The 24,844-nt window shown below is 72.0% G+C and carries 29 protein-coding genes; 19 read left to right on the forward strand and 10 right to left on the reverse strand.

What is annotated here, in order from left to right; translation table 11 throughout:
* Positions 1–29 precede the first annotated feature (29 nt).
* The 10 genes from K7B10_RS07855 to K7B10_RS07900 all read right to left on the reverse strand — a co-directional run bounded on the left by K7B10_RS07855 (position 30) and on the right by K7B10_RS07900 (position 6,261).
* Positions 30–440 (reverse strand): hypothetical protein, encoded by a 411-nt coding sequence (locus K7B10_RS07855; protein ID WP_229335234.1) that lies wholly within the window; start codon positions 438–440, stop codon positions 30–32.
* Positions 441–887, reverse strand: a complete 447-nt coding sequence (locus K7B10_RS07860; RefSeq protein WP_229335235.1) for a hypothetical protein — start codon at positions 885–887, stop codon at positions 441–443. It lies immediately after the preceding gene.
* Positions 884–1,333 (reverse strand): hypothetical protein, encoded by a 450-nt coding sequence (locus tag K7B10_RS07865; protein WP_229335236.1) that lies wholly within the window; start codon positions 1,331–1,333, stop codon positions 884–886. Before K7B10_RS07865 ends, K7B10_RS07860 begins: the two co-directional genes overlap by 4 nt.
* Before the next feature lie 159 nt (positions 1,334–1,492).
* Positions 1,493–2,137, reverse strand: coding sequence for a hypothetical protein (locus K7B10_RS07870; RefSeq protein WP_229335237.1), 645 nt, complete (start codon positions 2,135–2,137; stop codon positions 1,493–1,495).
* Positions 2,138–2,253: 116 nt separating this feature from the next.
* Positions 2,254–2,874: a hypothetical protein gene (locus tag K7B10_RS07875; protein ID WP_229335238.1), complete on the reverse strand. Its 621-nt coding sequence runs from the start codon at positions 2,872–2,874 to the stop codon at positions 2,254–2,256.
* Between the two features lie 137 nt (positions 2,875–3,011).
* Positions 3,012–3,464 carry a GNAT family N-acetyltransferase gene (locus tag K7B10_RS07880; RefSeq protein WP_229335239.1) on the reverse strand — a complete coding sequence of 151 codons (453 nt, stop codon included), beginning with the start codon at positions 3,462–3,464 and terminating at the stop codon, positions 3,012–3,014.
* A 41-nt stretch (positions 3,465–3,505) separates the two neighbouring features.
* On the reverse strand, positions 3,506–4,195 hold the full coding sequence (locus K7B10_RS07885) for a DUF3631 domain-containing protein (protein ID WP_229335240.1): 690 nt from the start codon (positions 4,193–4,195) through the stop codon (positions 3,506–3,508).
* Positions 4,192–4,683 carry a type II toxin-antitoxin system RelE family toxin gene (locus K7B10_RS07890; RefSeq protein WP_229335241.1) on the reverse strand — a complete coding sequence of 164 codons (492 nt, stop codon included), beginning with the start codon at positions 4,681–4,683 and terminating at the stop codon, positions 4,192–4,194. The genes K7B10_RS07885 and K7B10_RS07890 overlap by 4 nt, the downstream gene beginning before the upstream one ends.
* Positions 4,680–5,330 (reverse strand): DUF4913 domain-containing protein, encoded by a 651-nt coding sequence (locus K7B10_RS07895; RefSeq protein ID WP_229335242.1) that lies wholly within the window; start codon positions 5,328–5,330, stop codon positions 4,680–4,682. The genes K7B10_RS07890 and K7B10_RS07895 overlap by 4 nt, the downstream gene beginning before the upstream one ends.
* A gap of 175 nt (positions 5,331–5,505) precedes the next feature.
* Entirely contained in the window at positions 5,506–6,261 is a 756-nt protein-coding gene (locus K7B10_RS07900) for a DNA-methyltransferase (protein ID WP_229335244.1), read from the reverse strand.
* Between the two features lie 546 nt (positions 6,262–6,807).
* Between K7B10_RS07900 and K7B10_RS07905 the strand changes: the two genes are divergently transcribed.
* The 19 genes from K7B10_RS07905 (at position 6,808) to K7B10_RS07995 (ending at position 24,826) form a co-directional block, all read left to right on the forward strand.
* A complete protein-coding gene (locus K7B10_RS07905; protein WP_229335246.1) occupies positions 6,808–7,950 on the forward strand; it encodes a C40 family peptidase in 1,143 nt (380 codons plus the stop codon).
* 129 nt (positions 7,951–8,079) lie between these two features.
* A complete protein-coding gene (locus tag K7B10_RS07910) occupies positions 8,080–8,394 on the forward strand; it encodes a DUF6112 family protein (protein WP_229344839.1) in 315 nt (104 codons plus the stop codon).
* The gene (locus K7B10_RS07915) at positions 8,394–9,080 is read left to right on the forward strand and encodes a hypothetical protein (protein ID WP_229335248.1); all 687 of its coding nucleotides are present in this window, start codon (positions 8,394–8,396) and stop codon (positions 9,078–9,080) included. Before K7B10_RS07910 ends, K7B10_RS07915 begins: the two co-directional genes overlap by 1 nt.
* Before the next feature lie 35 nt (positions 9,081–9,115).
* The gene (locus K7B10_RS07920; protein WP_229335249.1) at positions 9,116–10,456 is read left to right on the forward strand and encodes an SCO6881 family protein; all 1,341 of its coding nucleotides are present in this window, start codon (positions 9,116–9,118) and stop codon (positions 10,454–10,456) included.
* An 85-nt stretch (positions 10,457–10,541) separates the two neighbouring features.
* The gene (locus K7B10_RS07925; protein ID WP_229335250.1) at positions 10,542–12,008 is read left to right on the forward strand and encodes an SCO6880 family protein; all 1,467 of its coding nucleotides are present in this window, start codon (positions 10,542–10,544) and stop codon (positions 12,006–12,008) included.
* 71 nt (positions 12,009–12,079) lie between these two features.
* Positions 12,080–12,526, forward strand: coding sequence for a DUF6238 family protein (locus K7B10_RS07930; protein WP_229335251.1), 447 nt, complete (start codon positions 12,080–12,082; stop codon positions 12,524–12,526).
* Positions 12,527–12,556: 30 nt separating this feature from the next.
* Positions 12,557–14,071 (forward strand): putative type IV secretion/conjugal transfer ATPase, encoded by a 1,515-nt coding sequence (locus tag K7B10_RS07935; RefSeq protein ID WP_229335252.1) that lies wholly within the window; start codon positions 12,557–12,559, stop codon positions 14,069–14,071.
* A 91-nt stretch (positions 14,072–14,162) separates the two neighbouring features.
* Positions 14,163–14,945: a ParB/RepB/Spo0J family partition protein gene (locus tag K7B10_RS07940; protein WP_229335253.1), complete on the forward strand. Its 783-nt coding sequence runs from the start codon at positions 14,163–14,165 to the stop codon at positions 14,943–14,945.
* A complete protein-coding gene (locus K7B10_RS07945; protein WP_229335254.1) occupies positions 14,942–15,451 on the forward strand; it encodes a hypothetical protein in 510 nt (169 codons plus the stop codon). Before K7B10_RS07940 ends, K7B10_RS07945 begins: the two co-directional genes overlap by 4 nt.
* A 271-nt stretch (positions 15,452–15,722) precedes the next feature.
* Entirely contained in the window at positions 15,723–16,007 is a 285-nt protein-coding gene (locus tag K7B10_RS07950; protein ID WP_229335255.1) for a hypothetical protein, read from the forward strand.
* 123 nt (positions 16,008–16,130) lie between these two features.
* Complete coding sequence (locus tag K7B10_RS07955; protein ID WP_229335256.1) at positions 16,131–16,760, forward strand: hypothetical protein; 630 nt, start codon at positions 16,131–16,133, stop codon at positions 16,758–16,760.
* A gap of 174 nt (positions 16,761–16,934) precedes the next feature.
* On the forward strand, positions 16,935–17,369 hold the full coding sequence (locus tag K7B10_RS07960; RefSeq protein WP_308284562.1) for a hypothetical protein: 435 nt from the start codon (positions 16,935–16,937) through the stop codon (positions 17,367–17,369).
* 150 nt (positions 17,370–17,519) lie between these two features.
* Complete coding sequence (locus K7B10_RS07965; protein WP_229335258.1) at positions 17,520–17,816, forward strand: hypothetical protein; 297 nt, start codon at positions 17,520–17,522, stop codon at positions 17,814–17,816.
* On the forward strand, positions 17,813–18,157 hold the full coding sequence (locus K7B10_RS07970; protein WP_229335259.1) for a hypothetical protein: 345 nt from the start codon (positions 17,813–17,815) through the stop codon (positions 18,155–18,157). Before K7B10_RS07965 ends, K7B10_RS07970 begins: the two co-directional genes overlap by 4 nt.
* A 264-nt stretch (positions 18,158–18,421) precedes the next feature.
* Positions 18,422–19,669, forward strand: coding sequence for a hypothetical protein (locus K7B10_RS07975; protein ID WP_229335260.1), 1,248 nt, complete (start codon positions 18,422–18,424; stop codon positions 19,667–19,669).
* Between the two features lie 237 nt (positions 19,670–19,906).
* Positions 19,907–22,684 (forward strand): MFS transporter, encoded by a 2,778-nt coding sequence (locus K7B10_RS07980; protein ID WP_229335261.1) that lies wholly within the window; start codon positions 19,907–19,909, stop codon positions 22,682–22,684.
* Positions 22,685–22,818: 134 nt separating this feature from the next.
* Positions 22,819–23,238, forward strand: a complete 420-nt coding sequence (locus K7B10_RS07985; protein WP_229335262.1) for a hypothetical protein — start codon at positions 22,819–22,821, stop codon at positions 23,236–23,238.
* Entirely contained in the window at positions 23,235–24,095 is an 861-nt protein-coding gene (locus K7B10_RS07990) for a hypothetical protein (RefSeq protein ID WP_229335263.1), read from the forward strand. The genes K7B10_RS07985 and K7B10_RS07990 overlap by 4 nt, the downstream gene beginning before the upstream one ends.
* A gap of 23 nt (positions 24,096–24,118) precedes the next feature.
* Positions 24,119–24,826: a hypothetical protein gene (locus K7B10_RS07995; protein ID WP_229335265.1), complete on the forward strand. Its 708-nt coding sequence runs from the start codon at positions 24,119–24,121 to the stop codon at positions 24,824–24,826.
* Positions 24,827–24,844 lie beyond the last annotated feature (18 nt).

Below are 24,844 nucleotides of genomic sequence, written 5' to 3' on the forward strand. Positions count from 1 at the left end.
GTGCTCCTGGAACGTGGGTGGAGGAGGGTTCAGCGCGCCCGCGCGGCCGGGGCAGCGGGTGCGGGAGCCGGCAGGGCGGGCGTGGCGGGGGCTTGCTCGGCGGGCGCGGGGGCGCGGTGCAGGCTCTGCAGGACGGCGGAGGTGTGCCGGGCCTGGGAGTCGCGGATGGCGACGGCTTCGCCGATGCGGCGGGCGCAGTCGAGGAGGTGTCCGGCGGTGAAGCGGCCGATCTCGCGGTCGGGGTGGGTCAGCTGGCGCAGGCGCTCGGCCTGGAAGGCGATGTCGCGTTCGGCGAATTCGACCGCGGACAGGGAGCCGAGGAGCGCGGCCAGCATGCTGGGGTGGCCGGTGGCATCCGCGTGGGCTTCGAGTTCGGCACGGGGCCGGCCGTAGAGGGCTTCGATGCGTTCGGTGATGGACTGGGAGGTGCGGTGGGGCAATCAGCGGCCTCTCGTTGCGGGCTGTGGCGGTAAGGCGGCCGGGGCGGGACGGGGACTCAGCCGGGCTGCGAGACGAGAATGATCGAATGCGACCGGCCGGCGGGGAGGGTTGGTCGGCGCCGGCATGGTCTTAAGGAGCTCGCCCAGAGCGGTGAGGTACTCGCCGCGGGCGGACAGGGCGGCGTCCATCCACTGCGAGTCCATCCGCAGCTGTGCGGCCGACAGCTCGTTCATGTCCCGGTCCGGGGCCATGGCGGCGTGCACCCGGTCCCGGACCCGAGCGACCTGTTCCTCGGTCAGAGCGAGGAAGGAACGCAGCTCCAGCGCCCGCGACACCGCCGGCGGCGCGATCCCGGCCATGGCCTGCGCGTACAGCTCGCCGACCGGGGCGCCGAAGACCTCTTCGAGACGGATGTCCTGGCTGGAGGGCTTGGTGGAAGCGCTCATCGCACAGCCCCCCTCACCGGCACCGCAGTGGCGGCGGGCCGGGCAACCGGCGTGGTCCGGACGGCCGGAGCCAGTCCGTTGGTGCGTGCGGACCAGGCAGCGCGGTTGCCGGGGGCGTTGCCGTCGAGGAGGTAGCGCACGACCATGGCCCGGCCCTCGCGGACCGCGACCGCCGCGTTCACCTGGTGGGCGAGGGCCATGGCCGGGTCGTCCAGCTCTCCCGGCGTGCTACCGAGTTCAGCGACGAGCGCGTCCTCGGCGCGGGTGAGGGCTTCCTGGGCATCGGTGAGATGCCCGTACCAGCGGAGGACCGTGGTCGCGCCGGGATCGGCGCCCGGTGCCGCCGTGACCGCGGCCCGCAGCTCGTCGGGCGTCATTCCGTAACGGGCTTCGATCAACTGGGTGATGACACCCACGACATCGTCGGACTCCAGTGCTTGGGACACCGTGGACTCCTCTCCAGGAAATGGGCATGCCTCGCCCAAGGCGACAGGCAGGGGTGGGAAGCCCGTGCGGCGTTACCCGCCGGGCTGATTCAAGGGTCCGGACAATCCCCGGTTTGGCTAACCGGGGATGTGCTGTTACCTTCTCCGCCCCCAACACGGTTAGCGGGACCGTCCCGGATTCGGCCCTGTCACAGGGGCCGGGGGGCGTGCCGGTGCCCCAGGCGTGCGCGCGACCGATGCCCGAAGGGCCGGCGGGGCCGGGAGCGGGGTATCGCGGTCCTCCAGCCACGCGTCCGCCGCCTCGAAGGTCTCGAAGCCGCCCTCGCGCAGGGTGTGGGTCCAGGTGTCGATGTCCACCTCCTCCAGCAACACCCGGTACGGGTACGGCGCAAGTTCGTCGAGGGCCCGCAGCAGCACCCCCGTGATCTCCGGCTTCGGGCCGTCGTCCTCGGTGTAGCTGAACAGGACGGCGAAGTTGTCCCCGTCACCTATCAGCCGCCGCTCCAGGGCGACGGTGGTCTCGTCCGCGGGCCTGGACCCCGTCCCTTCCGGCAGGCCGATGGCATCGGTGGGGCAGCCGCGCTTGATCAGCCACGACTGGGCCATCGAGACCAGCGGCAGGCGGACGAAGTCGGCCGTGAAGGTGCGGGCTGGGGTGTCGCGCGTGAGGTGGAGGGCGATCAGCTGCGGCTCGCCGGGGATGCCCCAGGTCGCGGTGCGGTCGTGGAGTACGAAGAAGCTGGTGCGCCCGTCCGGGCTGTGGTGAGAGGCCAGCACGCTCATCTCGTGGGATTCGCTCTCCACGAAGCTCTCCCCCATCGCGGGGTCCGAGGGCTCAAGGCCGTCGAGTCGGAAGTCGGGCTCGTCATCGGTCGGTGGCAAGGAGGTCCGTTCGTCGTGCGTGAGGTGGGCGGGCGGAGTCAGCGATGGGCCCGCGCGGCGGGCGGCGGCCAGGCACCGGTGCGGACGGCCGAAGGGGTCCCGCGTGCTTTCGTACGCCGGGGGCCGGTGAGCGTGGCGCGTCCGGCCTCGGTCAGGGTGAGGGGGACCCCGGCGTGGACGGGCCGGGAGGCGTCCCGCGCGACCAGGCCGGCGGACTCTAGGCGCTGAAGTGCCGAGTAGGCGATGCGGGTGCCCGAGGACGTGATGACCGACAGCCGCTGGGTGAGCAGGTTCTCGTGGAGCTTGGCTCCGCGGGCGATGGCAAGCAGCGCGGCAGTGTCCGGGGCCGACAGGTCCGGAGCCCCGCTGGTATCCGGCCGGGCGGAGCCGACGGCCTGGAGTTCGGCCAGGGCGGCGAGGACGGCGTCGCGGTGAGTGCCGCGGGTGGCGGCGGCCTGCCGCAGGTGGCCGATCGACCGGTCGATGCGGTCCGCGACCGTGGTATCCACGACAGGCTCGTCGAACAGCAGCCGGCGCAGGTGCTCGCGGTGATAGTCCACGGCCTGCTGCGCCTGCCTCAGTAGACGGTGGGCTTCGGCCAGGGCCGCCGTCGGCCCGTCCAGCAGGCCACGTTCGTGGTACTCGGCGAGGCCGGTCACGCTGTGACCGGTGACGGCCTGGATCCGGTCGGCAAGCGCAGTGTCCGGCGCTGAAGAGGAGGCGGGTGCGGTGGAGATGGGCGGCTCCTGAAGGTGGTGGAAGCGGTGGGAGGTGTTCCAGGGCCGGACGGCGTGTGTCAGCTCCTGAGCTGGACGCGGACGTCCATGTGGCTGCCGTGCGGTGTCTGCGTGGCGGGACCGAGGCGGTGCAGGATGCGGAGCATCGGTGTGTTCGACGCCGCGGTGTAGACCGACAGGGTGTGGGCGCCGCTGCTGCGGGCGTGCGCGGCGGCGTGGCGGGCCATCAGGGTCCCGATGCCGCAGTGCTGCTGAGCGTCGGTGACCTGTAGGCCGAGATCCCTCACTTGCGACTCACCACTGATACGCCCTGCGGTGGCCACTGCGGTCACCCGCCCGGCCGCGTCGAGGCCGAGCCATGTCGTACCAGCGGCCAGCAGGCGATCGATATCGCGGATCGCGACGCGGGTCCGCCCCCACCGCTGGTGAAGACCGGCAGATGAGCAGCGGCGGCGGAACGCGTCGATGCGGGCGATGTCCGAGGTCCCAGCCCGCCGGATGCCGGCGAGCACAACGGTGGGAGCAGGTCGGGGGCGTGGGCCGGTGGGGCGGTTCAGCAGAGGTCTTCGCCCCACGCCGCCGAGACGAAGGCGGTGCGGCGGTAGGACTTGCGGCGCCGGCCGTCCGGCAGGGTGATGTCGCGAGTCTGGATGCCGAACGGGGCCAGGAGCTGGGCCAGTCGGGGCTGAGTGAGGTCGGCGTAGGACCAGCGGCCCTCCGCGGTGCCGGGCAGGAGGCGCAGTCCGTCCACCAGGTCCGCCGACGCCAGCGCGTCCGGATCGCCGAGCGCGCAGAACACCACCAGGCACGCATCCAGCAGGTCGGCCGGTTCCGCGCCTGCCTGCCGACAGGAGCCGTTCTCCGGACCCTGCCCGCACGGGAGGCACTCGGGTTCGACCGGGGCGTCTCCGCTCGGGCGGCAGCAGTCCGCGTCCGCATCGGACTCGCCCTCGGCGGTCGGGGTGCTGCCGGTGACCGGGGCGCAGGGGGCGGACAGCAAGAGGGACAGCTCGACGCCGGCGGCGAGCCGGTCTAGGACGAGCTCGGTGTACTCCTCCACGTACGTATGCAGCGAGGTGTTCTCGGGCAGCGGCCGGGAGAACCTCTCCAGGAGCTGGCCTTCGAGGTGCTGGACGGCGGTGTGAGCCTCCAGGAGGGCCCGGTGGTGGGGGTTCTCCGGCTTCGGCTGCGTCCCGAGGAGGGTGTGGGCGAAGGCGTCGAGGAGGTTGGGGCGGGTCGTCAACGTGTGGGGCCTTTCGTGGCGAGGGGGGTGGGTGCGGGCTGGGGCAGGCCCGGCAGCGCGTACGGCGCAGGGCCGAGCTTGGGAACGGGCCGGTAGCCGGCCAGCTGGGGTGAGCGGGCGCGGGCGGCGTGGGTGAGCGCGCTGACCGGCCGCCGCTTGATACCCAGGCGAGCAGCGGCCGTGTTGTAGACGTCGTGGCGGTCCCGCGGGCGGATGGCGACCACGTGGATCTCGGTGCGGTGCACGGAGCCCGCCGGGGCCGGCCGCTGGGCGTAGACGATGCGCCAGGCAGCGCGGCGATCGACGTAGAGCTTGCGCAGGCCGGCGAGGTCGCCGGTGAGCTTGCCGCCGAACAGGCTGGCGTTGACCACGTCCTGGAGCTGGGCGAGGGCCAGGTCGCGGATGTCGCCGGGGGCCGCAAGCAGGTCGTTCAGGGCCCGCGGGTCGAAGCTGAGGCCGAACGCAGGCCGGGGCTCGGGCCCGCTCACGACTCGCCCCCGTCCGGTGCCGCTGCACCTGCCGGGCCCGGGATCGATGCGCGGCTGGATCGTCCGGGGCCGCGCAGGAGACGGTGGGCGGGCCGGTCCGGATCGGTCTGGCAGGCCGAGAGCGGCCCGCCCGGTGCGCGGACGGCGGCCATGGTGTGGGTGAGGAAGTCCCGGTGCCACACCGCCATCCCGGACTGGCCCGCGTCGGGTTCCTTGTGCTGGAGGTAGGCCATCCACAGGGCGTGCAGCCAGGCCACCACGTCCAGGTGCTCCTGCCACTGCCCGCACCACGGCGCAGCGGTGGTGACCTCCGCGCCGTAGACGCGCATCAGGAAGTCCTCGACCCAGTCCGTGAGTGTGTCGAGCTCGTTCTCGTACTCCTCGCCCTCCAGCTCCAGGATCGGCCGCGGCTCCGGCGGGAGCGCAGGCGGTACCGGCATCCCCGGCATGCCGGGGAGCGAGGGCATGGCGAAACCGGGGAGCGGCATCGGGGCGGGAGCGGTGGCCAGGCTGTCGAGCTGGCGGGCCTGTTCGGCGGAGCGGTCCAGAAGTTTGAGGACGCTGGCCTGGATGCTCTCCAGCTCGGCTTCCGGTATCCGGACCGGCTCCAGTTCCTCGCCGCCGGTGGCATCTGGGGATTCGTGCACGGGAAAGGGATCTCCTCGCAGCCGTAGAGGCATGGGGAATTCAGGAAGGGAACTTCAACGATCCAGGGGATCCCCGGTTTGGCTAACCGGGGATCCCGTGTTACAAAGCCCGGCAACCGGACAGGAACGGGAGTCGAACCCTCGGGAATCCGCCCCCGTGAGACGGTGGGCGGAATCAGGCGGACAGGGTGAAGTCGTCCTGGGTGAGGGTCTGCTGGAGTGTTTCGGTGAGCCGTCCAGCGGCGGTCTCGGCGTAGTGCTTGGTCTTCTCCACGCCGATGAAGTCCCGGCCCTCCAGCAGGGCGGCGACGCCGGTGGAGCCGGAGCCGGCGCAGAAGTCCAGCACCGTGCCGCCCGGCGGGCTGATCTTGACCAGCTCCCGCATCACCTCCACGGGCTTCTGCGTGATGTGCTGCCGGTTCTTCCCCGAGGGCTGCGAGGCCGAGTACAGGCCCGGCAGGTAGACCTCGTTCCGGTCCCCGTCGATGGCGCCGTTGGAGCCCCAGACGATGAACTCGCAGTTCTGGGTGAACCGGCCCTTCTGCGGCCTGGCCTGCGGCTTGTGCCAGGCCAGCACACCCCGCCACAGCCATCCGGCGGCCTGGAGCGCGTCGGTGGTGACGGGCAGCTGGCGCCAGTCGGTGAACAGCAGCGCCGTCCCACCGGTACGGGTGAGGCGGTGGGCCTCGGTCATGATCTGGGTGAGCCAGAAGCCGTAGGAGCGCTGGTCCATGTTCTCGCCGGTGAAGTCCGGCAGGCTATGGCCCGCGTCCGCGGAGGTGTACTTCTGGCGTGCCGTCCGGGAGGTGCGCTCCTTCGCGGTCCGCCCTCCGGAGTTGTACGGCGGGTCGGTGATGACGGAGTCGACGCAGTCGTCCGGGAGGGTGGACAGGACGCTGAGCGCGTCACCCTGGTGCAGGGAAAAAGGCAAAGAGAGACCCCAATTCAGGTCGGGAAAGGGATGGGACTCCCCAGAACGCGCCAATAGGACACACGCCAGCCAGGCGGTATGCGGGCATGGCAAGGCCACGGCAGAAAGCGCCGGCAGTTGCAAGGGGGAGTCCCAAAACTGTAGGGCACGATCCCCGGTTGACCACGGTCGCCGCCAAAACCCTTGAAATAGAGCCTTGATCATCAATTTCTTGGTCAACCGGGGATCGGCACCTACAGTTTTGGAACCGCCCCGGCACGCACCGACTGCCGGATGGCCTCCCCCACCCATGCCCTCACGGAGGATCCCTGTGCCCAGGCACACCTGACCCCAGGCCCTGCCACGCCGGAACGAGAGACAACTCGAACCGGCCCGCCGCAGGGCACCAGATCACCCATCACCCGGCACGACGCGCCCTTCTCACACGCACCACGGACCGCGCGGCCGGGCTTCACTCACCAAGGACACCGTTATGACGCACGCCTGCCCTGACCTGCCTGAATCCCGGCCGCCGGCACCGACCGGCGAGCGGGGAGGCACACCGGATTGAAGGCCGTAGCCGCCGCTCTCGGCGTCGTCTGCCTCTCCCCACTCCTCCTCGCCGGCACCGCCGCCATCGCGGCGGCCGGAAGCGCCGGTGCCTCCCGGTCCGCGAACTGCACCCCCGGCGGCGGCACCGTCGACACCGGCGCCGTCGCCCGACAGGTCGCGGCCATCCTCGGCGGCCAAGGCGCCGACCAGAACGTTCGCGTCGAAGGCCTGGAACTGCCCGCCGAGCAGATCCCGCACGCCAAGACCATCGTGGCCACCGGCATCGCAATGAAGGTCCCCGAGCGCGGGCAGGTCGTCGCCCTCGCCACCGCCATCCAGGAATCCCGCCTGCGCAACCTCACCTACGGTGACCGCGATTCGCTGGGGCTGTTCCAGCAGCGGCCCAGCATGGGTTGGGGCACACCCGAGCAGATCCGCGACCCCGTCTACGCCTCCACGAAGTTCTACGAGGGGCTGCTGGAGGTCAACGGCTGGCAGCAGATGACGATCACCCAGGCTGCCCAGGCCGTACAGCGCTCCGGCTACCCGGACGCCTACGCCCAGTGGGAGCCGCTCGCTCGGGCCCTGCAGGAGGCCATCGTCAAGACCCTGCCCAACGGCGGCCAGGCCCAGCCCGGCCAGCCCGACACCGGCAGCGGTGGGCGCACGGGCGTCGGCTGCCGACCGGGCGAGGATGGGGCCGGCTGGGGTGAGATCCCCGAAGGTTCCGTCCCCGACGGGTACAAGATCCCCGCGGACGCCTCTCCGAAGGCCCGCACCGCGATCGACTGGGCGATGCACCAGCTCGGCACGATGTACCAATGGGGCGGCACATGCCTGAACCCGCGCGGGCCCGACCCGATGGGCCGCTGCGACTGTTCAAGCCTGATGCAGCAGGCCTACGCCAAGGCCGGGGTCCAGCTGACCCGCACCACGTACACCCAGGTCAAGGAAGGCGACCCGGTCCCGGCCAGTGCCCTGAGGCCCGGTGACCTGCTCTTCACCCGCGGCACCGCCGCCGTTCCCGAGCACGTCGGCATGTACATGGGCGCAGGGCTCGTGATCAACGCGCCGAAGACCGGGCGTCCAGTGCGGATCGAGAAGGTCGGGGACTGGCAGATCCTCGCCGTCCGCCGCATCCCCGCGCTGGGCAACTGACCGCCGGCAACGCCCCGGCCTGATCCGGGCCCCTCACGCACCCCGAGCGCCCCTCACGCCCCGAACGCGCTCTTCCCTTCCCCGTATTCCGCAGGGCCGCTTTGCCCTGCGTACGCAAGGAGCTCCGCCATACCCATTCCACTCGCAGACCGCGTCACCCACCTCGCCTTCGACCCCGGCATCACCCCGAAGGGTGGCGGCCTCCCGGGACTTGACGTCCTGCGCAACGTCGTCAGCTCGATCAACATGTTCGGCATCATCGCCGTCGTCGGCGCCCTTGCCGTGTCCCTCGGCGTGTGGGCCTGGGGCCACCACAGCGGCGGCCATCAGGCCGAGGCCAACGGCAAGAAGGGCGCCGTCGTGAGCGCTGGCGCGGCCCTCGGTCTCGGCGCCGCCAACGGCATCGTCGCCTTCTTCTCCGCCCTCGGCACCCAGGTCCGCTGATGGGGAAGCGCTCGCTGTCCCCCCTGCACCGCGCCACCTCGCACTGGCCCGCCAAGCGGCGGATCACCGTCCTGGTGACCGTGACGGCCCTGCTGCTGGCAGTCGCCGCAGCCGCGGCCCTCCTCACCAGCCGGGACCAGGGCAAGGCCCGCACCCCCACGGCGCCGGCCTCGGCCAACCCCTCACCGTCCCCGCCGGGCGCATCGAAGCCCGGCGCGGGTACGGGCTCGGTTCCGGCGCCGCCGCGGCTGGCGGATCCGCTGGCCTACGGGCGGGCGGCGGCGGTGATGCTGTGGTCCTACGACACCCGCACCACCAGCCGCGACCAGAAGCTCGCCGGCATGCACGCCTGGATGACCGCCGAGAAGAAGTACACCGACTGGACGTCTCTGTCCGCCCAGGTCCCGGACCCGGTGCTGTGGTCGCGGATGGCGGACAACGCCCAGTACGCCACCGCGACCGTCACCGACGCCCGCTTCCCCTCCGCGTTCAAGCAGGCCCTGGCGGAGAACCCGACGGCGATCACCGAGGCGTACATCTACGCGGTCACCGTCACCGGCAAGCAGTCCATCGCCTGGAAGGACGGCGGGGGTGGGGCGGAGGACCGTTCGGTCACCCTCGCCGTCCAGTGCCGGCCTGGCGCCGACTGCGCCCTGGTCTCCCTCGCCTCGAACGTCGCCCCGTAGCACGCCACTGAACAGATAAGGAGGTATCCCGTCCAGTGGACTTCTGCTCCCTGCCCATCGCGAGCAAGCTGTGCACGGCGGCCGACGCCATCGACTTCGTCAACGATCCGGGCAAGGCCATCACCGAAGGCATCGGCAACTGGATCGCCAAGTCTGTCGGCGAGTTCGCCGCGGGAGCGGCCGAACTGGCCGCCGAGGCCGTTGACACCACCACCAAGGTCGACCTGCGGGCCGGGTGGTTCGTCGACAACTACGAACTGCTGCTGCCCATCGGCCTGACGATCCTCGTCGCCACCTTCTGCGCCCAGCTCATCCGGGCTGCCGTCAAACGCGACGGCCAGGCACTGGCCCAGGCGTTCACCGGCACCGCGAGCGGCGTGCTGTTCTCCTTCGTCGCCATCGCGCTCACCACCGTGGCCATCGAAGTCGTCGACGCGCTGTCCGCAGGGCTGTTCGCCGCAGCGGACACCTCCATCCAGGAAGCCGTGCGACGCATGGTCAAGGCCAGCTCGGTCGGCTCGATGGTGCCGCTGGGCTGGATGATCCCCGCCGTCGTCGGCCTCGGCTCCGCGGTCGGGGCGCTGCTGTACTGGTGCGTGATGATGGTCCGCAAGGTCGGCATCCTCGTCCTGGTCACCCTCGCGATCTTCGCCGGAGCCGGCGGCGGCTGGGAAGCCGCCCGCAGGTGGCGCCGCGGCTGGATCGAAGCCACCGCCACCCTCGTCGTCTCCAAGCTCCTGATGACGATCGTCTTCCTCCTCGGTGTCTCCGCCCTCGGACGGACCGAACCGAAGGACGGCATGGCCGCGCTCGCCGACTGCCTCGCCGGTGCCGTGATCATGATGCTGGTGCTGCTCTGCCCGTACGCCACGTTCAAGTTCGTGCACTGGGCCGCCGAAGGCACCGACGGCGAATCCATCCACCGAGCCGGCGGCGCGGGCGCGCAGATCGCCAAGCAGCACACTGAGCAGGCTGCCCGCAAGGCCGCCGCGATGGCCGCGACCGGCGGTGCCGCCGCCGGGGCCGCCCCGCAGGGGCCGGCCAGTGTCCCTGGCCAGTTCCCCGGCGACGTCGCCGCCAGCCCCACCGGCGGCAGCGGCGGGGAGAAGAACACCGCGCCCCTGGCGTCCGCGGGCGGCGGGCTCGCCGATGGGCTGTCGAAGGTGGTCCAGCCGCCGCCGACCCGCGTGAACCAGGACACCAGCGGCCACCTCGGCGGCAGCGCCGGCCCGCAGGCCGGGCCGCCCTCCCCGGGCCCGGGTGCCGGTCCGGTACCGCGCAGCACGCAGCAGGTGCCGCCGCAAGGCGCCCCGAGTGCGACAGCCGGTTCCTCTGGCAGTCCGTTCACTGCTTCGCCGCCGCCCAGCGGTTCCTGATCCGTTCGCCCCAGCCCGGGTGGGACGCCCACACCGCGTGTCCCGCCCGGGCGCCAGCCCCGCGCCCCGAAAGCGGCCCCCTGCCTTGTCTGATCTCTCCCTGTCCCCGCTGACTATCAAGTTCCCTCACCGGTCCCGGCGCGGCATCCTGCTTGGCCTGTCCCTGCCCCAGCTCGTCCTCACCTCCGCCGCGCTCGCCCTGCTCCTGGCGACCGTGGTGTCCACCGGCCTTCTCGGCGCACTCGCCCTGATCCCCTTGTGGGCGGCTGTCGCCGCCCTCGTCGCGATCCGCCGCCACGACCGCTCCCTCATCGACTGGGCGCCGATCGTCCTGCGCTACGCCCACCGCCGACGCACCGGCCAAACCATGTGGCTGGCCCGCGCGGTCTCCCGCCCCCAGGTGGACGGCCTGCTGCACCTGCCCGGCACCGCCGCCTCGCTGCGCGTGGTCACCCCGGCCGGATCCCAGGCCGCCGCCGTCCACGACCCCCACCGCCAGACCCTCACCGCCGTGGCCCGCGTCACCAGCCGTGCCTTCGCCCTCCTCGACCCCGCCACCCAGAACGCCAACGTGAGTGCCTGGGGCCGGGCACTGGCCGGCATCGCCCGCACCGGGCACATCGCCACCGTCCAGGTCCTGGAACGCACCGTCCCCGACTCCGGCGACACCCTCACCCGCCACTGGACCACCCACGGCCACCCGGCAACACCGGTGGCCGGGCAGGTATACGCCGACCTCGTCGCCTCCGCCGGACCGGCCGCCGCCCCGCACGAGACGTACCTGGCGATCTCCCTGGACATGAAGGCCGCCAAGCGGCTGATCTCCCAGGCCGGCGGCGGACTGCCCGGCGCGTTCACCGTGCTCGGGCAGACCACCGCCTCCGTCGCCCAGGCCGCCCGCAGCGCCGGCCTGACGGTCACCGGCTGGCTGACGGCCCGGGAGATCGCCGCCGTCGTCCGCACTGCCTACGACCCCAGTGCTCTGGCCGGTCTGCAGCAGTGGTCCGAGCACGGTCGCGCCGAGGCCGACCCGGCAGCAGCGGGCCCGGTCGTCCAGGTCGAGGACTACGACCGGGTCATCACCGACAGCGCCCGCCACGCCACCTACTGGGTGGAGAACTGGCCCCGCACCGAAACAACGCCGGGGTTCCTGCACGGGCTGATGTTCACCGCGGGCGTGCGCCGATCCTTCTCCCTTATATACGTGCCCCAGGAGCTCGAGGCCGCGCTGCGCGATGTCCAGCGCACCAAGGCCACGATCATCGCCGACGCCAACGAACGCGCCCGCCGCGGACAGGTCGACTCCGAAGCCGACTCCGTGGAGTACACCGACGTCAAGGAACGCGAACGCCAGCTCATCGCCGGGCACGCCGACGTCGCCCTCACCGGCCTGCTCACCGTCTCCGCCGAAACCGACGCCCAACTGGACGCCGCCTGCGCGCAGATCGAGACCGCCGCCGTCACCTCCCAGATTGACCTGCGCCGCCTTTCCTACCAGCAGCCCGACGCGTTCACCCTCGCCGCCCTCCCCCTCGCCCGCACCGCCCTGTAACCGGCACAGACGGGGCATCGCTTACCGCCCTGCCGCCGCTGGCCCGTCCCAACAGAAAGACGCCCTGCTTCTTGGCTTCCTCCCTCACCGACTCCGGCGACGCTCACCCCTACCTGCGGGCCGCGACCGCCGGCGTCCGCCACCACGCCCGCCAAAGCGCCACCACCGGCACTCCGGCCGACCGCGCACACCTTGATGTCCTGCACGGCCACCTGACCGGACTGCACCTGCTCCTGGACCAGCTCGCCGAGGCCACCCGGCCCGCCCACCCGGCGGCCGGACGCCACCTCGCCGCAGCGCACCTGCGGCTGTGGCAGGCCTCAGCCGGCGTCCACGACGCCTTCCACACCCTCCCCGCCACACCCAAGGCCGACGCGGACCCCGTCTGCCGCCCAGAGGCGCTGCCCGAGGGGCCGCCCGTCCTCACCATCTGCCAGCGCCACCTCGCCTCCGGGCACTCCATCCGCCGCAAGACCACCCCCAGCGACCACGGCCCCCGCTCCGCCGGCACGGTGTGAGCGGCGCCCATCGCAGAATCGATCCGCTCCATGCCCCAGCAGCACCGTCCCGGCCGCCGCGCCCGCCGTGCCAGCGCCTCCCCTCTGTTCACCCCGCACGGCACCGACCGCGCCAGCCGCCGCGCCGCCCGCAAGCAACTCGCCGAAGCCGAGGCCAAAGCCCGTGCAGCCGCCGCAGTCCACGGAACCGAGCCCGCCGAAGCGCAGATGCCGACGCCCACATACCCGTCCTCCGGACGGTCCGGCGCAGCCTCCGCCCGCGGCAGCGTTCTGCGCCTGCCCGCGCACCGCATGACCACCGCGGTCGCCGCCGGCGCGTATCCCTTCCTCGCCGAGGGAGGACTCGGAGCCGACGGCATCTACATCGGGCGCGACGTCCATGCCGAAGCCGCTTTCACCTTCGACCCGTTCACCCTGTACGGCAAGGTCGAGGGCTTCACCAACCCCAACGTGCTGTTGGCCGGGGTTATCGGCCAGGGCAAGTCCGCTCTGGCGAAGTCCTTCGCGCTGCGCAGTGTTGCGTTCGGGTACCGCGTCTACGTGCCCTGCGACCCGAAGGGCGAGTGGACTCCCGTCGCCCAGGCGCTCGGCGGTACCTCGATCGCCCTCGGCCCCGGCTTGCCCGGCCGCCTCAACCCCCTGGACGCAGCGCCGAGGCCGCCGTCCGTACCCGAGGCGGACTGGGCGGGGGAGATCCGCAAGCGGCGCCTGCTCCTGCTCGGTTCCCTGGCCCGTACCGTGCTGGGCCGGGACTTGATGCCGATGGAGCACACAGCGCTCGACATCGCCCTCGACGGCGTCGTCAAGGCCGCCGCCCACGCGGGTCGCACCCCGCTGCTCGGGGACATCGCCCACACCCTGGCCCAGCCCGCGCTCCTCGACCAGGCTGCCGGCACCGTCTCCGGCCACCTCGGCGACGCTGCCCGCGACCTTGCGCACGCCCTGCGCCGCATGGTCCACGGCGACTTGGCGGGGATGTTCGACGCCCCCTCCACCGTGGCCTTCGACCCGAACACCCCGATGCTCAGCATCGACCTGTCCCGGCTCGGCGGCTCTGGCGACGACACCGGCCTAGTCCTCGCCATGACCTGCGCCTCGGCCTGGATGGAATCGGCCCTCACCGACCCCCGCGGCGGGCGCCGCTGGATCGTGTACGACGAGGCGTGGCGCATCCTGCGCCACCCCGCGCTGCTCCAGCGCATGCAGGCCCAGTGGAAGCTGTCCCGCGGCCTGGGCATCGCCAATCTCATGGTTGTTCACCGCCTCTCCGACCTGCTCTCCGCCGGGGACGCCGGATCCCAGGGCCGGGCCCTGGCCGAGGGGCTCCTCGCGGACTGCTCCACCCGCATCGTCTACCGGCAGGAAACCGATCAGCTCCACGCGGCAGCCGCCCTGCTCGGCCTGACCAGCGTCGAGACCGAAGCGATCTCCCACCTCAGCCGCGGACGCGGCCTGTGGAAGGTCGCCGGAAGATCATTCATAGTTCAACATCTTCTGCATCCGGCCGAGCAGCACCTGTTCGACACCGACGCCCGCATGCACTGAGGTCTGCCCACCTCACCGGGCCACCCCTCACAACCGAATCCCCTCCAGGAGGACCCTCATAGAATCCCACCCGACCACCGCCCTCTTCCCCATGCTCGATGAAGAGGAACTCCAGGCCCTTGCCGACAGCATCCGCGAACTCGGCCTGCTCCACCCCATCGTTCTTGACCCCGCCGGCCGCGTCCTCGACGGCCGAAGCCGCCTGCGGGCCTGCGAACTCACAGGCACTGAAGCGGCATTCACCAGCTACGACGGCGACGACCCCCGGGCCTACTCCCTGGCGGTCAACAGCCGCCGGCGCCACCTGACCAAGGGGCAGCTCGCCATGATCGCCGCCACAGCCTGTTCAGTTTCTGAACATCCAGGCCGTTCAGAGACTGAACAGACGGCCCGTTCAGTTTCTGAACAGGCCGGGGTCTCCCTCGCCCGGATCGGACAGGCCCGCACCGTCCTGCGCCACGCCTCCGATCTCATCGACCGCGTGATCTCCGGCGTCGTATCTCTGGACGACGCCTACGCGACCGCTCGCGAGCGCAAGGCGCAAGCCGACTCCCACGAATCACAGCTCGCTCGGCTGCGTAAGGAGGACCCCGAGCTTGCCGACAGGGTGGTGGAAGGCGAACTGACCATCCAGGGCGCCTGGGCGGAGCACAAAGCCCGCCTTGAGGAAGAGGTACGCCAGCGCCGGGTAGCCACGCAGCTGCTGTGCGAGATCGTGCCGGCTCTCGCCCAGATCCGCGGCAGCCGCACCTTCAACCAGTACGACCCCGAACTCGCGCTGCCGGGCCGCACTGTCACCCGCGAAGTGATCGCATACGCCACCGAGGCGCTCGCCGAGATGGCGACCGTGTGGAAGGAGCGTGACCTGCCGTGAAGCGTATCTCCGACCCGAAGCTGCGCCAGCTCGCCCTCGACGCGGCTCATGAGGCAACCACCGACATCGGCCGCATGCACACCAACGACATGCTCGACATCCTCTGCGGGAAGCTGGACAAGCATCCGGACCTGCACAGCGTCCTGCTCAGGAAAGCGGCACAGGGCGCGCTGCGCGATCTCGGCGAGCGCCGCAGCCCCCGTCGCAACCGGATCACCGGCGGGCTCCACCACCCGGACAGCATCATGAAGCTCGGCCATGGGGTCTGGGTGTGGATGAAGGATGCCACGTTCACCGACATGACCGCGTGGGGCCGTGTCGCCGCCCAGAACACGATCCGGACGATCACAGCGGACGGGGCGAAGCAGAAGTACGTCTTCGAGCGCACCGACGCGTTCCGGCAGAACCCGACCTTCGAACGCCTCGCTCCCCTGGAAGCAGCCATCTTCGACTACCAGCACGTCTCCTTCGACGACCTCGACGTCGAAGACGACTGGGCCGCGTAACATCCGCGCCCCGGACCAGCAAGCCCCCGCCCTGAACCCCGACTTCGAGCCGTACGACAACGCCGGCCGCGACGCCGAGCAGATCCACTCCCACGCCACCGGATCTGCCACCGCGGCTGACCTGGACCGGTGGGCGCGCAGGGATGCCGCCGACCTCCTGGCCCGCCACCACTTCCCGGAACCGCCCCTTGACGCACCCGACCTGCGCCCCTATCTGAAGGCTCTGGACGAGTCCGCCACCCCTGTCGAGGCGGCTGTCGTCACCAGCGCCGTGCTCAACGCCTCCGAAGCGTTCGTCGGAGCCCTCAGGGACTACCTCCTCGCCGCCGGCCACCGCTACGAGCACAACGCCCCATCCTCGGCCGACTCCCCACGCACGGCGGCGTGGAGAGCCGCGAGCGGTCTGCTGGCCTCCCTGGGCGAGGCCGCTCGCGCCGTCGAGATCACCCTCCGCCAGGAGTACGACACCCCAGCCCGACCGGGCAGCCAACCCGGGCAGCAGCCACCGGCTCCTCCGCCGAACCCCGCATCCGGCCCCACCGCGCCCCGCCGCTAGAACCCATGACAGGAGGCAGCACGCAGATGCTGCACCACCCCGTGAGCATCCACGTCGGAGCCCACACCGCCGCACCCATGACCCACCCGCGCACCGACCCCGTCCACCGCCTGCTGTGGGGGCGTGGATTCTCCTACTGCCCCCGCCTGCACGCCTACGTCGCACCGTCGGAACTTCCCGTCGAGCAGCAGGAGCATCTGGTGCACCAGGCCGTCCACGCCCTCACCGCACTCGGCCATCCGGTCGCCCACTTCCACCACCAGCAGCCGGGCGTCTGACCCGCCCGGCCGACCAATCCGGAGCCACCCTCTGCCCACCCCGCCCCTGCCCGATCCCGCGGCCCCGGGCCCGCCGCACTCGACCACCCCTTCCGATCCGGACGGCCGCTACGCCTACGGCCTGCTGCTGCTCGATCTCACCGATCGCCTGAGCGGCGCCCCGGACCTTGACCGCGCCGCCGCTCTCGTCGACCAGGTCCTCGACCCCGCCGACGGGCTGCTGGCCCGTCTCGCCGACTTCTTCGAAGCCGCCGGGGAGAAAGCGAAGGAGTCCGAGGACGACGACGCCTTCGACCTCGGCGCCGACTTCGAGGAGGCCGCCGCCCAACTCCGCGACGTAGGCGACACCCTGCAAGACGCCACCGAGCGCATGGCAGCCCTCGCCCCCACACCCTCACCCGTGCGCGCCCCGCGCTCCCTCGGCTCCGCCGTCCCCGTCGGCATCACCCGGCCCGTACCCGGCCGCTCCCGCTGACCACCCACCCGCTTCCCCCCGGAGTATCCCCTGGCCACCCGCTCCTTCATCGCCCGCCCCACTGAACCCGGCAGCTACGAGGGCATCTACGTCCACTGGGACGGCTACCCCAGCCACCACCTGCCCCTCCTGCTGGCTGCCCACCAGCACCGCTTCGCCGGCAGCCTCGACGCCATGACCCGCCACCTGATCGACGACGTACCCGTCGGCTGGTCCGCGCTCGGCACCGACCTCCTCGACGGCGCCCCCGACGAGCTGATCACCGCCCTCACCCGCGGTGAGCGGTACGCCAGCGACCAACTCGACGTCATCACCCCCGACGGATCACCCCCCACCCGCATGACCGTGCGAGACGGGCAGGCATCCGGCCTGGACTGGGGCTACGTCCTCCACGACCACGGCATCGAAGTCATCAGCCTCCGCGAAGAACAGCACGGCCCCGTCGTCGGATGGGCGACCGACCCCCGCACCCGGTTCAGCGACCACCCGGCGCTGTGGCAGCCGACCGGACCGGTCCCCGGCCGACCGCCCTCGCCGGCTCCGAAGCTGACCACCACCGCCATGCCGCCCGCCGCCGGGGCGGCAACCCCGCACCCCGCACGCCGCTGACCCGTAAGGAGTCCGCCTCTGTCCGGCCAGTTCGTTCTCGGCACGCACCCGCAGTACGGGTACGTCGCCTCCTCCACCGGCATCCCCCACCACATCAGCCAGTGGTATCTCACCCGCCTCGGCTTCCAGCCGCTCTATGGCCTGCACGGCGTGTACCTGCTGAGCACCCCCGGCCACGACGGTGCTCGGCGCACCCGCGAGGCCGTCGCCAGTCTGCGCGCCAGCGGATACCCGGTCCACGCCGACTACTCCCTCGATCCCGCCAACACCACCCAGGCGGCCCCGGCGCCCGATCCGCGGGCGTGGTACCGCACCACCGTGGCGCAGGCCGCAGCCGCCCGCTCCACGCAGGACCGGCCCGCCGTGCCCGCCCGCCCCGCGCCCGCTGCCGCCACCGGGCCGCCGGCGAACACACCGACAGCCAGCGGGCCGGGGCGAAGCCGTTGACGAAGGACCCCGCGACCATCTCCATCACGCGCGGCAGGGGCGGGCAGGTCGAGGCCGAGGGCCCCATCGACGCGCTCGCCTGGGCCCTGCTGGACCGTGCCGGGTTCATCCGGCAGCCCACCCTCAGCGGCACCTGGCACCGGCTCCCCTTCGACATGGGCGAGGCGTGGGAGAACGAACACGCCTCCTACGCAGCCGAGATGCTCCGCGCAGCCCGCTACGCGATCCGCCTCGACCCTGCCCTGACCCCCGGCGGCCGTCCCGCACCGAACAGCCCGCGCCAGGGCGCCGGCCCCATCCCGGCACCGGCTGCGCCCGCAGCGGTGCCCCGTACCCGCTGACCACCAGGACCTTCCCATGACCACCACCCCCCAGCCCGTCCTGCCCTCGCCCAACGAGCTGCGGCGCCAGGCCCGCGCGGAGGCCGGATCGTTCCTTGACCTGCCGGAACTGTCCGATCCCGCCGAAGCCCTGCGGGACTGGACACGCCGGCTGGCCGAGGCCGAGACACCCGCCCAGTTCCACGTCCTCGTCGACACCGTGACCGGCACCCACGACAGCACGCTGCTGGCCCTACGGGACTTCCTGCTCACCGCCGGCACCTGGTGCCGCGAGCACGGCCACGCCCGGCTCGGCGAGCGCTACCAGCGCACCAGCGACCTCCTCGACGTCGCCGACCGGCTCCTTCACCAGCTCGGCGTCGACCACCTCGCCGCCACCTGGCCCAGCCAGGCACCCACCGCCCCCTCCCCTGGAAGGACACCTCACTGAACTCGGCCGAGATCACCCTGTTCACCAGCAAGCACGACGGCATCGTCGCCCTGGTCACCGGCGACAACTGGCGCTGGGCCCGCAAGATCCTGCTGGTCGCCGGATTCGCCAAGGAGGGTGACGGCAACTACGCCCTGCCCCTGGCCGACCTCCCCCGGATCCGCGCGGCCCTGACCGACGTCCACGAGCTCGCCCGCGCCTGCCAGATCAAGGTCACCGCCACCCACCAGCCCTATGTCGGCGACTTCGCCCGGGACATGGCCGAGCACCTGCCCGGCCAGTGGAGCGTGAAGGTCGAAAACTGCTCCCTGCCGGTCTGGCAGAAGGACCTGGCGGCCTGCCTGTGGGACACAAGCCCCCGGCCGGACGCGAAGTTCTACGGCCCGCTGCTGCACACCGTGGAGAAGTACCGGGTGCCCTGGGCAGCCGTGCTGCGCAGCGACACCGGAGTCGAACTCGCCGTCGTCCAGGCCCCGCGCGACGGCCTCTACCACGTCGGCACGCTCGCCCCCAGGGACATGTACCTGGACGAGGAGGTAGTCCCGCCGCGCAGCATCACCGTGCAGCCCTCCGCAGTCACCGCAGCGCGCCAGGTCGCCTCCCTGCTACTGGCCGACTACCGCCGGGCCGTCCTGCAGTCCCACCTCAACCACCTGGCCGATGATCTCGCCTGGGCACAGGAGGCGTTCGAGCCCGGCACCGTGCAGACTCCGCCACAGCCGGACCTGGCCGCTGCCTTCGCCCGCTTCACCACCCACGCCCCTGGCCTCATCGCCGCCCTGCGGCAAGCCGCCCCCGGCACGGTCGGCAGGCAGGAGGCGGCGTTCCTGGACCGTATGGACTCCGCCTTCGGAACCCAGCCGCCCGGCAGCGACCCGGACACACCCGCGGCGGTGCCCGCTGTGGATCCGCTGGCGCTGTGGCTGATGGAAGGCGGCGAGCTGGTCAGCCTGGCCCGCACGGCCCACCCGGCGCTCATCCCAGGGCCCGCTGCCGCCGTGTCCGGCCGGTCTCCGGCCGTTGCGGGTGCTCTTCCCGCTGTCCTGCCGCCGCGTTCCGGGGCCGTCCCGATCCGCCGATAGCCCCGCCTCCCTGGAGTGCCCATCACCTCTCGCCCGGACCCGACCCCACAACTGCGTCAGGCGGTCGACTCCCTGACCGGCTACGCCGCCCACTATTCGTAGATACGGCTGCGCCTCGAAAACTCCCAGAAGCACCCGCGCAAGGGGTACGGGCTGATCACCGTCCCGGGCGCCGCCTTCGAGGGACGCGTCCGCGATCTCGCCGAGGCCTTCAAGCATCTGCTGCCTCACGTTCCCGTGCTGCTGGAGTCCGCCCGCGCCGGTATCGACGCCATGCCGCCCGCTCGCCACCCAGGATGGCGGCTGCTGCTGGACGACCACGCGCACGCCGCCAACCAGGCATCACGCCCCGCCAACATCACCGACGGACTCGGTAACCGGCTGTGGCCGTACCTGCAGACCTGGGGCGAACGCGCCACCCTGCTGCGCGACCTCGCCCTCCAACCCCAACAACCGCACACGAACCTCCTCCTGAGCGCGCCCGAGGAGGAGTTGTGGACCGCGCACGCCCGCTCGACACGCCTACGGGGCCTGCTCCAGCCCATCGAGTCCCGCTACGACGCCGCGGGCCGGCCGATCACCGTGGCCACCTCCCTGCACCCCGAAGACCCCGACGAGGAGATCGTCCTGGTCCTGTCCGGGGACATCGACAGCCCCGGCATGCGGGTGATCGGGCACTACGACAGCCACGACGACGCCATCGCCCACCTGCCGCCGGCGGTCCCGCCCGGCGTGCTGTACCCGGCCGGGCCGCCCACCGTACGGGACACGCAGGTGCCGTCCCTGGCCGACCTGACCCGCGACGTGGCCGCAGCCCGTCACAGCGGCGAGGTCGCCGAGGCGCTCTCCTACCTCACCGAGCACCCGGTCGAGGGCGGGCACCTCGGCGAGCTCACCGCGTTCCTCGACACCTGTTCGGCCTGGGCGAGCGCCATGGACACCCGCGCCGGCCACGACCTCGCTGCCCGCCTGCGGATGCTCGGCGCCCAGACCCGGCAGCTCGGCCACGAACTGCGCCTCGTCGGCTACGACATTGACGCCGCCGTCGCCGTCCTGCCCCCGCATCGCACCCCGGCCCCCCGCCACCTCAAGGCGCCGACCACACCAGCGCTGACCACCACGCCGCTGCCGGCCACGCCGCCGGCGAACGCGATGCCCGCCCAACGCCGCCTGGCCCAGCTCTTCCACCTCACCTTCGTACGCCATCTGACGGAAAGCCCTGCCCTGTTGACCCTGGCCGCCACCCCGACCGCAACGCCGCCTCCCGCCACGTACAGTGCCGTTCTCGGCAGCCGGCACGTCGCGCGCCTTCTCGCCGGCACCCTGACCGGGCGCCTGCCCAACGGCATGGTCCCCGTGTCCCTCGTCCTGTGGATCACCGCAGCTGGGGGGAGCCTGGCCTTCGCCGGGATGCTCGCTGCCCTGTACGGGCTGGCTTCGGGACTCTCCCAGCCGGTCAAGGGCAGGCTCATGGACCGGTACGGGCAGACCCGTGTCTCGGCCCCGGCGGTGGCGGTCAACTCCGGCTGTCTACTCGCCCTCACCTGGATCGGGGCGGGCGGGCACCCGGCCGCCGTCACCGCGGTGGTCGGCGTGGCGGGGGTCTTCACGCCGCCTTTGGAGGCCGGGCTGCGGGCCCTGTGGCCGAGCGTGCTCATCGACCCCGGACAGCGTCGCGTCGTCCAGGCCCTCGACACCGGCTCCCAGGGGCTGCTCTACATCGCGGGCCCCCTGCTCGCCTCCTGGCTGGCCACCACGTACGAACCCGATGCCGCGCTGGCCGTCACCGCCGTACTGGGCCTGGCCGGCACCGTCGTGGTGCTGACCGCCGCCCCGTCGCGGACCTGGCGCCCCGCCGCCCCCGGCAGCGGGGCGGCGGGCAGCAGGCGGCTGATGAACACTGCCCTCGTCCTGCTGTTCCTGGCGCTCGCCGGCACCGGTTTCACCCTCGGCGCGATGAACGTATGGGCCGCCGGCATGGCCACCACCCACCACCAGCCCCTGCTGTCCGGAGTGCTTCCCGCAGCGTTCTCCACCGGGTCGTTCCTCGGCGGTCTGATCTACGCACGCCGCACCTGGCCCGGCACGACCACCACCCAACTCCTCGCCACCAGCGCACTGTTCCTCCTGGGCTGGCTGCCCCTGCTGGCCCAGCCCGGCCCCCGCACCGCGATCGGGCTCGCCCTCCTGCCGGGACTGTCCCTCACCCTGGTCATCACCTGCGGATTCCACACCGTGGACACTCTCGCCCCCGCCTCCCGCACCACCGAGGCGTACGCCTGGCTGATCCTGTCCGTCGGCGTCGGCCAGGCCGCCGGCACCGCCCTCGCCGGAACCCTCGCCGACCACCCGCAGACCCTCGCCGCACTGCCCGCAGCAGGAGCCGCCACCGCCCTGCTCGTCCTGCTCCTGGCCCGCCCAAAGCTCGGGCCCGGACGCCGACCCGGACGCCACCGCCTCCCACGAACCACCCCCCGTTCGCGCTCGAACTCCCATACGCCCGAAGGAGATACCCCTATGGCTGTACGCACCGCATGGCAGACCATCCACAGCTGTGGACACGAAGTCACCCACGACCTGTCCGACCGCCCCGCCGACCGGCGGGCGTCCTTCGCCCGCTGGCTCGCAGGCCGCGACTGCACCGACTGCTGGAAGGCCGCCCGCGACAACGACAGCGCCGCCAAGCAGGAGTGGCTGGCCGCGCGCCGCGCCGAGGAACAGGCCGCCGCGAAGGCATGGACCGAACAGTTCGACATGCCGCCCCTGGAGGGCCCCGAGCGCGCCCTGGAGTGGGGCGAGCGCTCCCGCTACCAGCTGGCCACCGCCGCCTACACCGCGCTGGTCACCGAAGGGACCTGGGACGAGGCGGACTGGGCCGTACTGGAGGAGAAGGTCCGCACGGTCACTCGGGCCGGGTGGTGGATCGACCAGCGGGAAGCCGAGGGCACCGACCTGCCGGAACTGCTCGACGCAGCAGGCGAAGCAGACCGCGGCACGGAGAACCCGTTCCGGTGAGCGCCGAGCCGGGACGACGGCAGGGGCAGACATATATAGCGGACGATCCCCGGTTAGCCAAACCGGGGATCCTCCAGACCATTGAAAGTGCTGGCCCCACCGCCAGCCGTGCTCTTCGCAGAGAGGATTTTTCCGTGCCCGAAGCCGTCTCCCGTGACGCGTGCATACCCGCCGACACCATCACCCCCGACCGGGACATCACCCATGCCCACTTCGCCCCGGGCGACCAGATCGTGGTGATCAAGGGCGTCGCGGACGGCGAACTGTGGGGCGACGCGATGACGGTGGTCACCCCGTCCTGGCACACCCCCACCGAGGAGGACGGATGGCGGCTGCGCGATCCCAACGGCGGCGCGCTGTCCTTCATCACCGGGCACCCCCGCTACCTCGTCCACCTCTCCAAGCGCTGCCCGGACTGCCTGATCTACCAGCGCGCCCTGGCGGACTACCTGCTGCCGAAGGTGGGCGGGACCAAGCCCGTGGACGTCGGCTGGTACTCGATCACGGACCGGAACCAGCTTGTCCACGACGCGGACAAGGGGAACGCCCGGTGATCGCCCGCCTGCACCGCCGGCAGCACACCGCCGAGGCCTCACTGGGCAACGCGCTGGAGCGTCCGGTTAGCTTCACCCGCGAACTCAGCCACCGCATCGTGGCGTCCTGGGACCGGCTGGACCTGCGCTCCGAGTTTGCCGAGCGGGAGGGATGGAGCGAGGTCCAATGGGCCGCGCACCTCAGCCAGGCACAGCCGCGCTCCGAGGCGGGCGATTCGCCGCGCTTCCTTCATTTCGGCATCCGGTTGCACCGCCTGGACCGGCCGCTCGCCCCGGCGCAGTGGTCGGAGATCGCCCATCGCCTGGCCCGCACCGCGGGCCTGGCAGCGCCTATGCACGGCGAGCCGTGCCGGTGGATCGCGCTCCAGTTCCGCCACGGGCGACTGGATGTGATCGCCAGCCTGGTCCGCGAGGACGGAACCCTCGCGCGCACCCCGAGGCGGCTGGCCGAGGAACTCGCCCGGCAGGCCCGGATCCTCGAGACCGAGTTCGACCTCATTCCCGCCCGGCCCCCGGCCGCCCGCGAGGAGCAGCTGATCGCCGAACCCCTGGTCGCCGCGGAAGCCACGCCCGCGCAGATCGCGGAGCAGATCCGCGCCCTCACCGACGAGGTGAACGGCAACCTCGCCCAGGCCCGGCACCTGGCCGAACAAGCCGGCCACCAGTTGGCGACACGGCCCGAGGTGTACGCCCGGCGCGGCGCGCACCAGCTGGAGTGGGCCGCCGGGCGTCTGTACGGGCTGCTCCACGACCTCGAAGGCACCGCCGAGACGCTGGCCAACCCGCCCGCACTGCTGCGCAACGCCGTGGTCCGCTCCACTCGGCGCCCCGCCCGCGCGGCGCGGCGATCCCGCTGAACCCACCCTCGAAGGGAGCCTGTTTGCCCCTGGCCGAACGCCACCTCACCCTGCGGCGTGACCCGCACTCCGGTGAAGTCCTCGCCCGCGGCGGCGACGCCGTCGCCCGCAGCATCCTTGAGCGCACCGGCTTCGTCCCCGTCATCCGCTACCACGACCGCTACCACCGGCTGCCGAAGAACCTCGACCCGGCCGAGGAAGAACGCCTGGCCACGCGCGCCGTGGCCCGCCTGGAGGCAGTCGGCTACCACGTCGAGGCGGACACCGCCTTTGTCACCGAACACCGTGAGCCGTATTACCTGCCCCTCGGCGCCCAGGTCGCACACCTCGCCGCCCGTATCCGCGAAGCCGAGTCCACCGGCGACGTCGCGGCCGTTCTGACCGAGCTGACCGCCGACCACGACGGCATCCTGCCGGCCCTGGCCGACGTCCTGGCGGCCGCCGCCGACTTCTACGAGCATCTCGGCGATCCGGCCGACGCCTACACCGCGAAGCGGCTGCGCTACCTGTCAGGGGAGCGGCTCGCCGTCATCGACGCCGACTTGCGCACCACGCGCAACGAACTCGCCGACCGGCATACCACGCACCCCCACCGCCGACCCTGCACCAGCGAGGTCGGCCTCGGTGAGGCCGAGGCGTCAACCGTCTGTCCCTGCCCCGTCCCGGTCACCACCCCGTTGCCCTCCCCGCCGGCCGCGCTGCCGCCCGTCCCTGTCGGCCGGCACCGCTGACCCACCCCGTCCCGTCCC

Source organism: Streptomyces flavotricini (genome assembly GCF_020639365.1).
Classification (GTDB): Bacteria; Actinomycetota; Actinomycetes; order Streptomycetales; family Streptomycetaceae; genus Streptomyces; species Streptomyces flavotricini.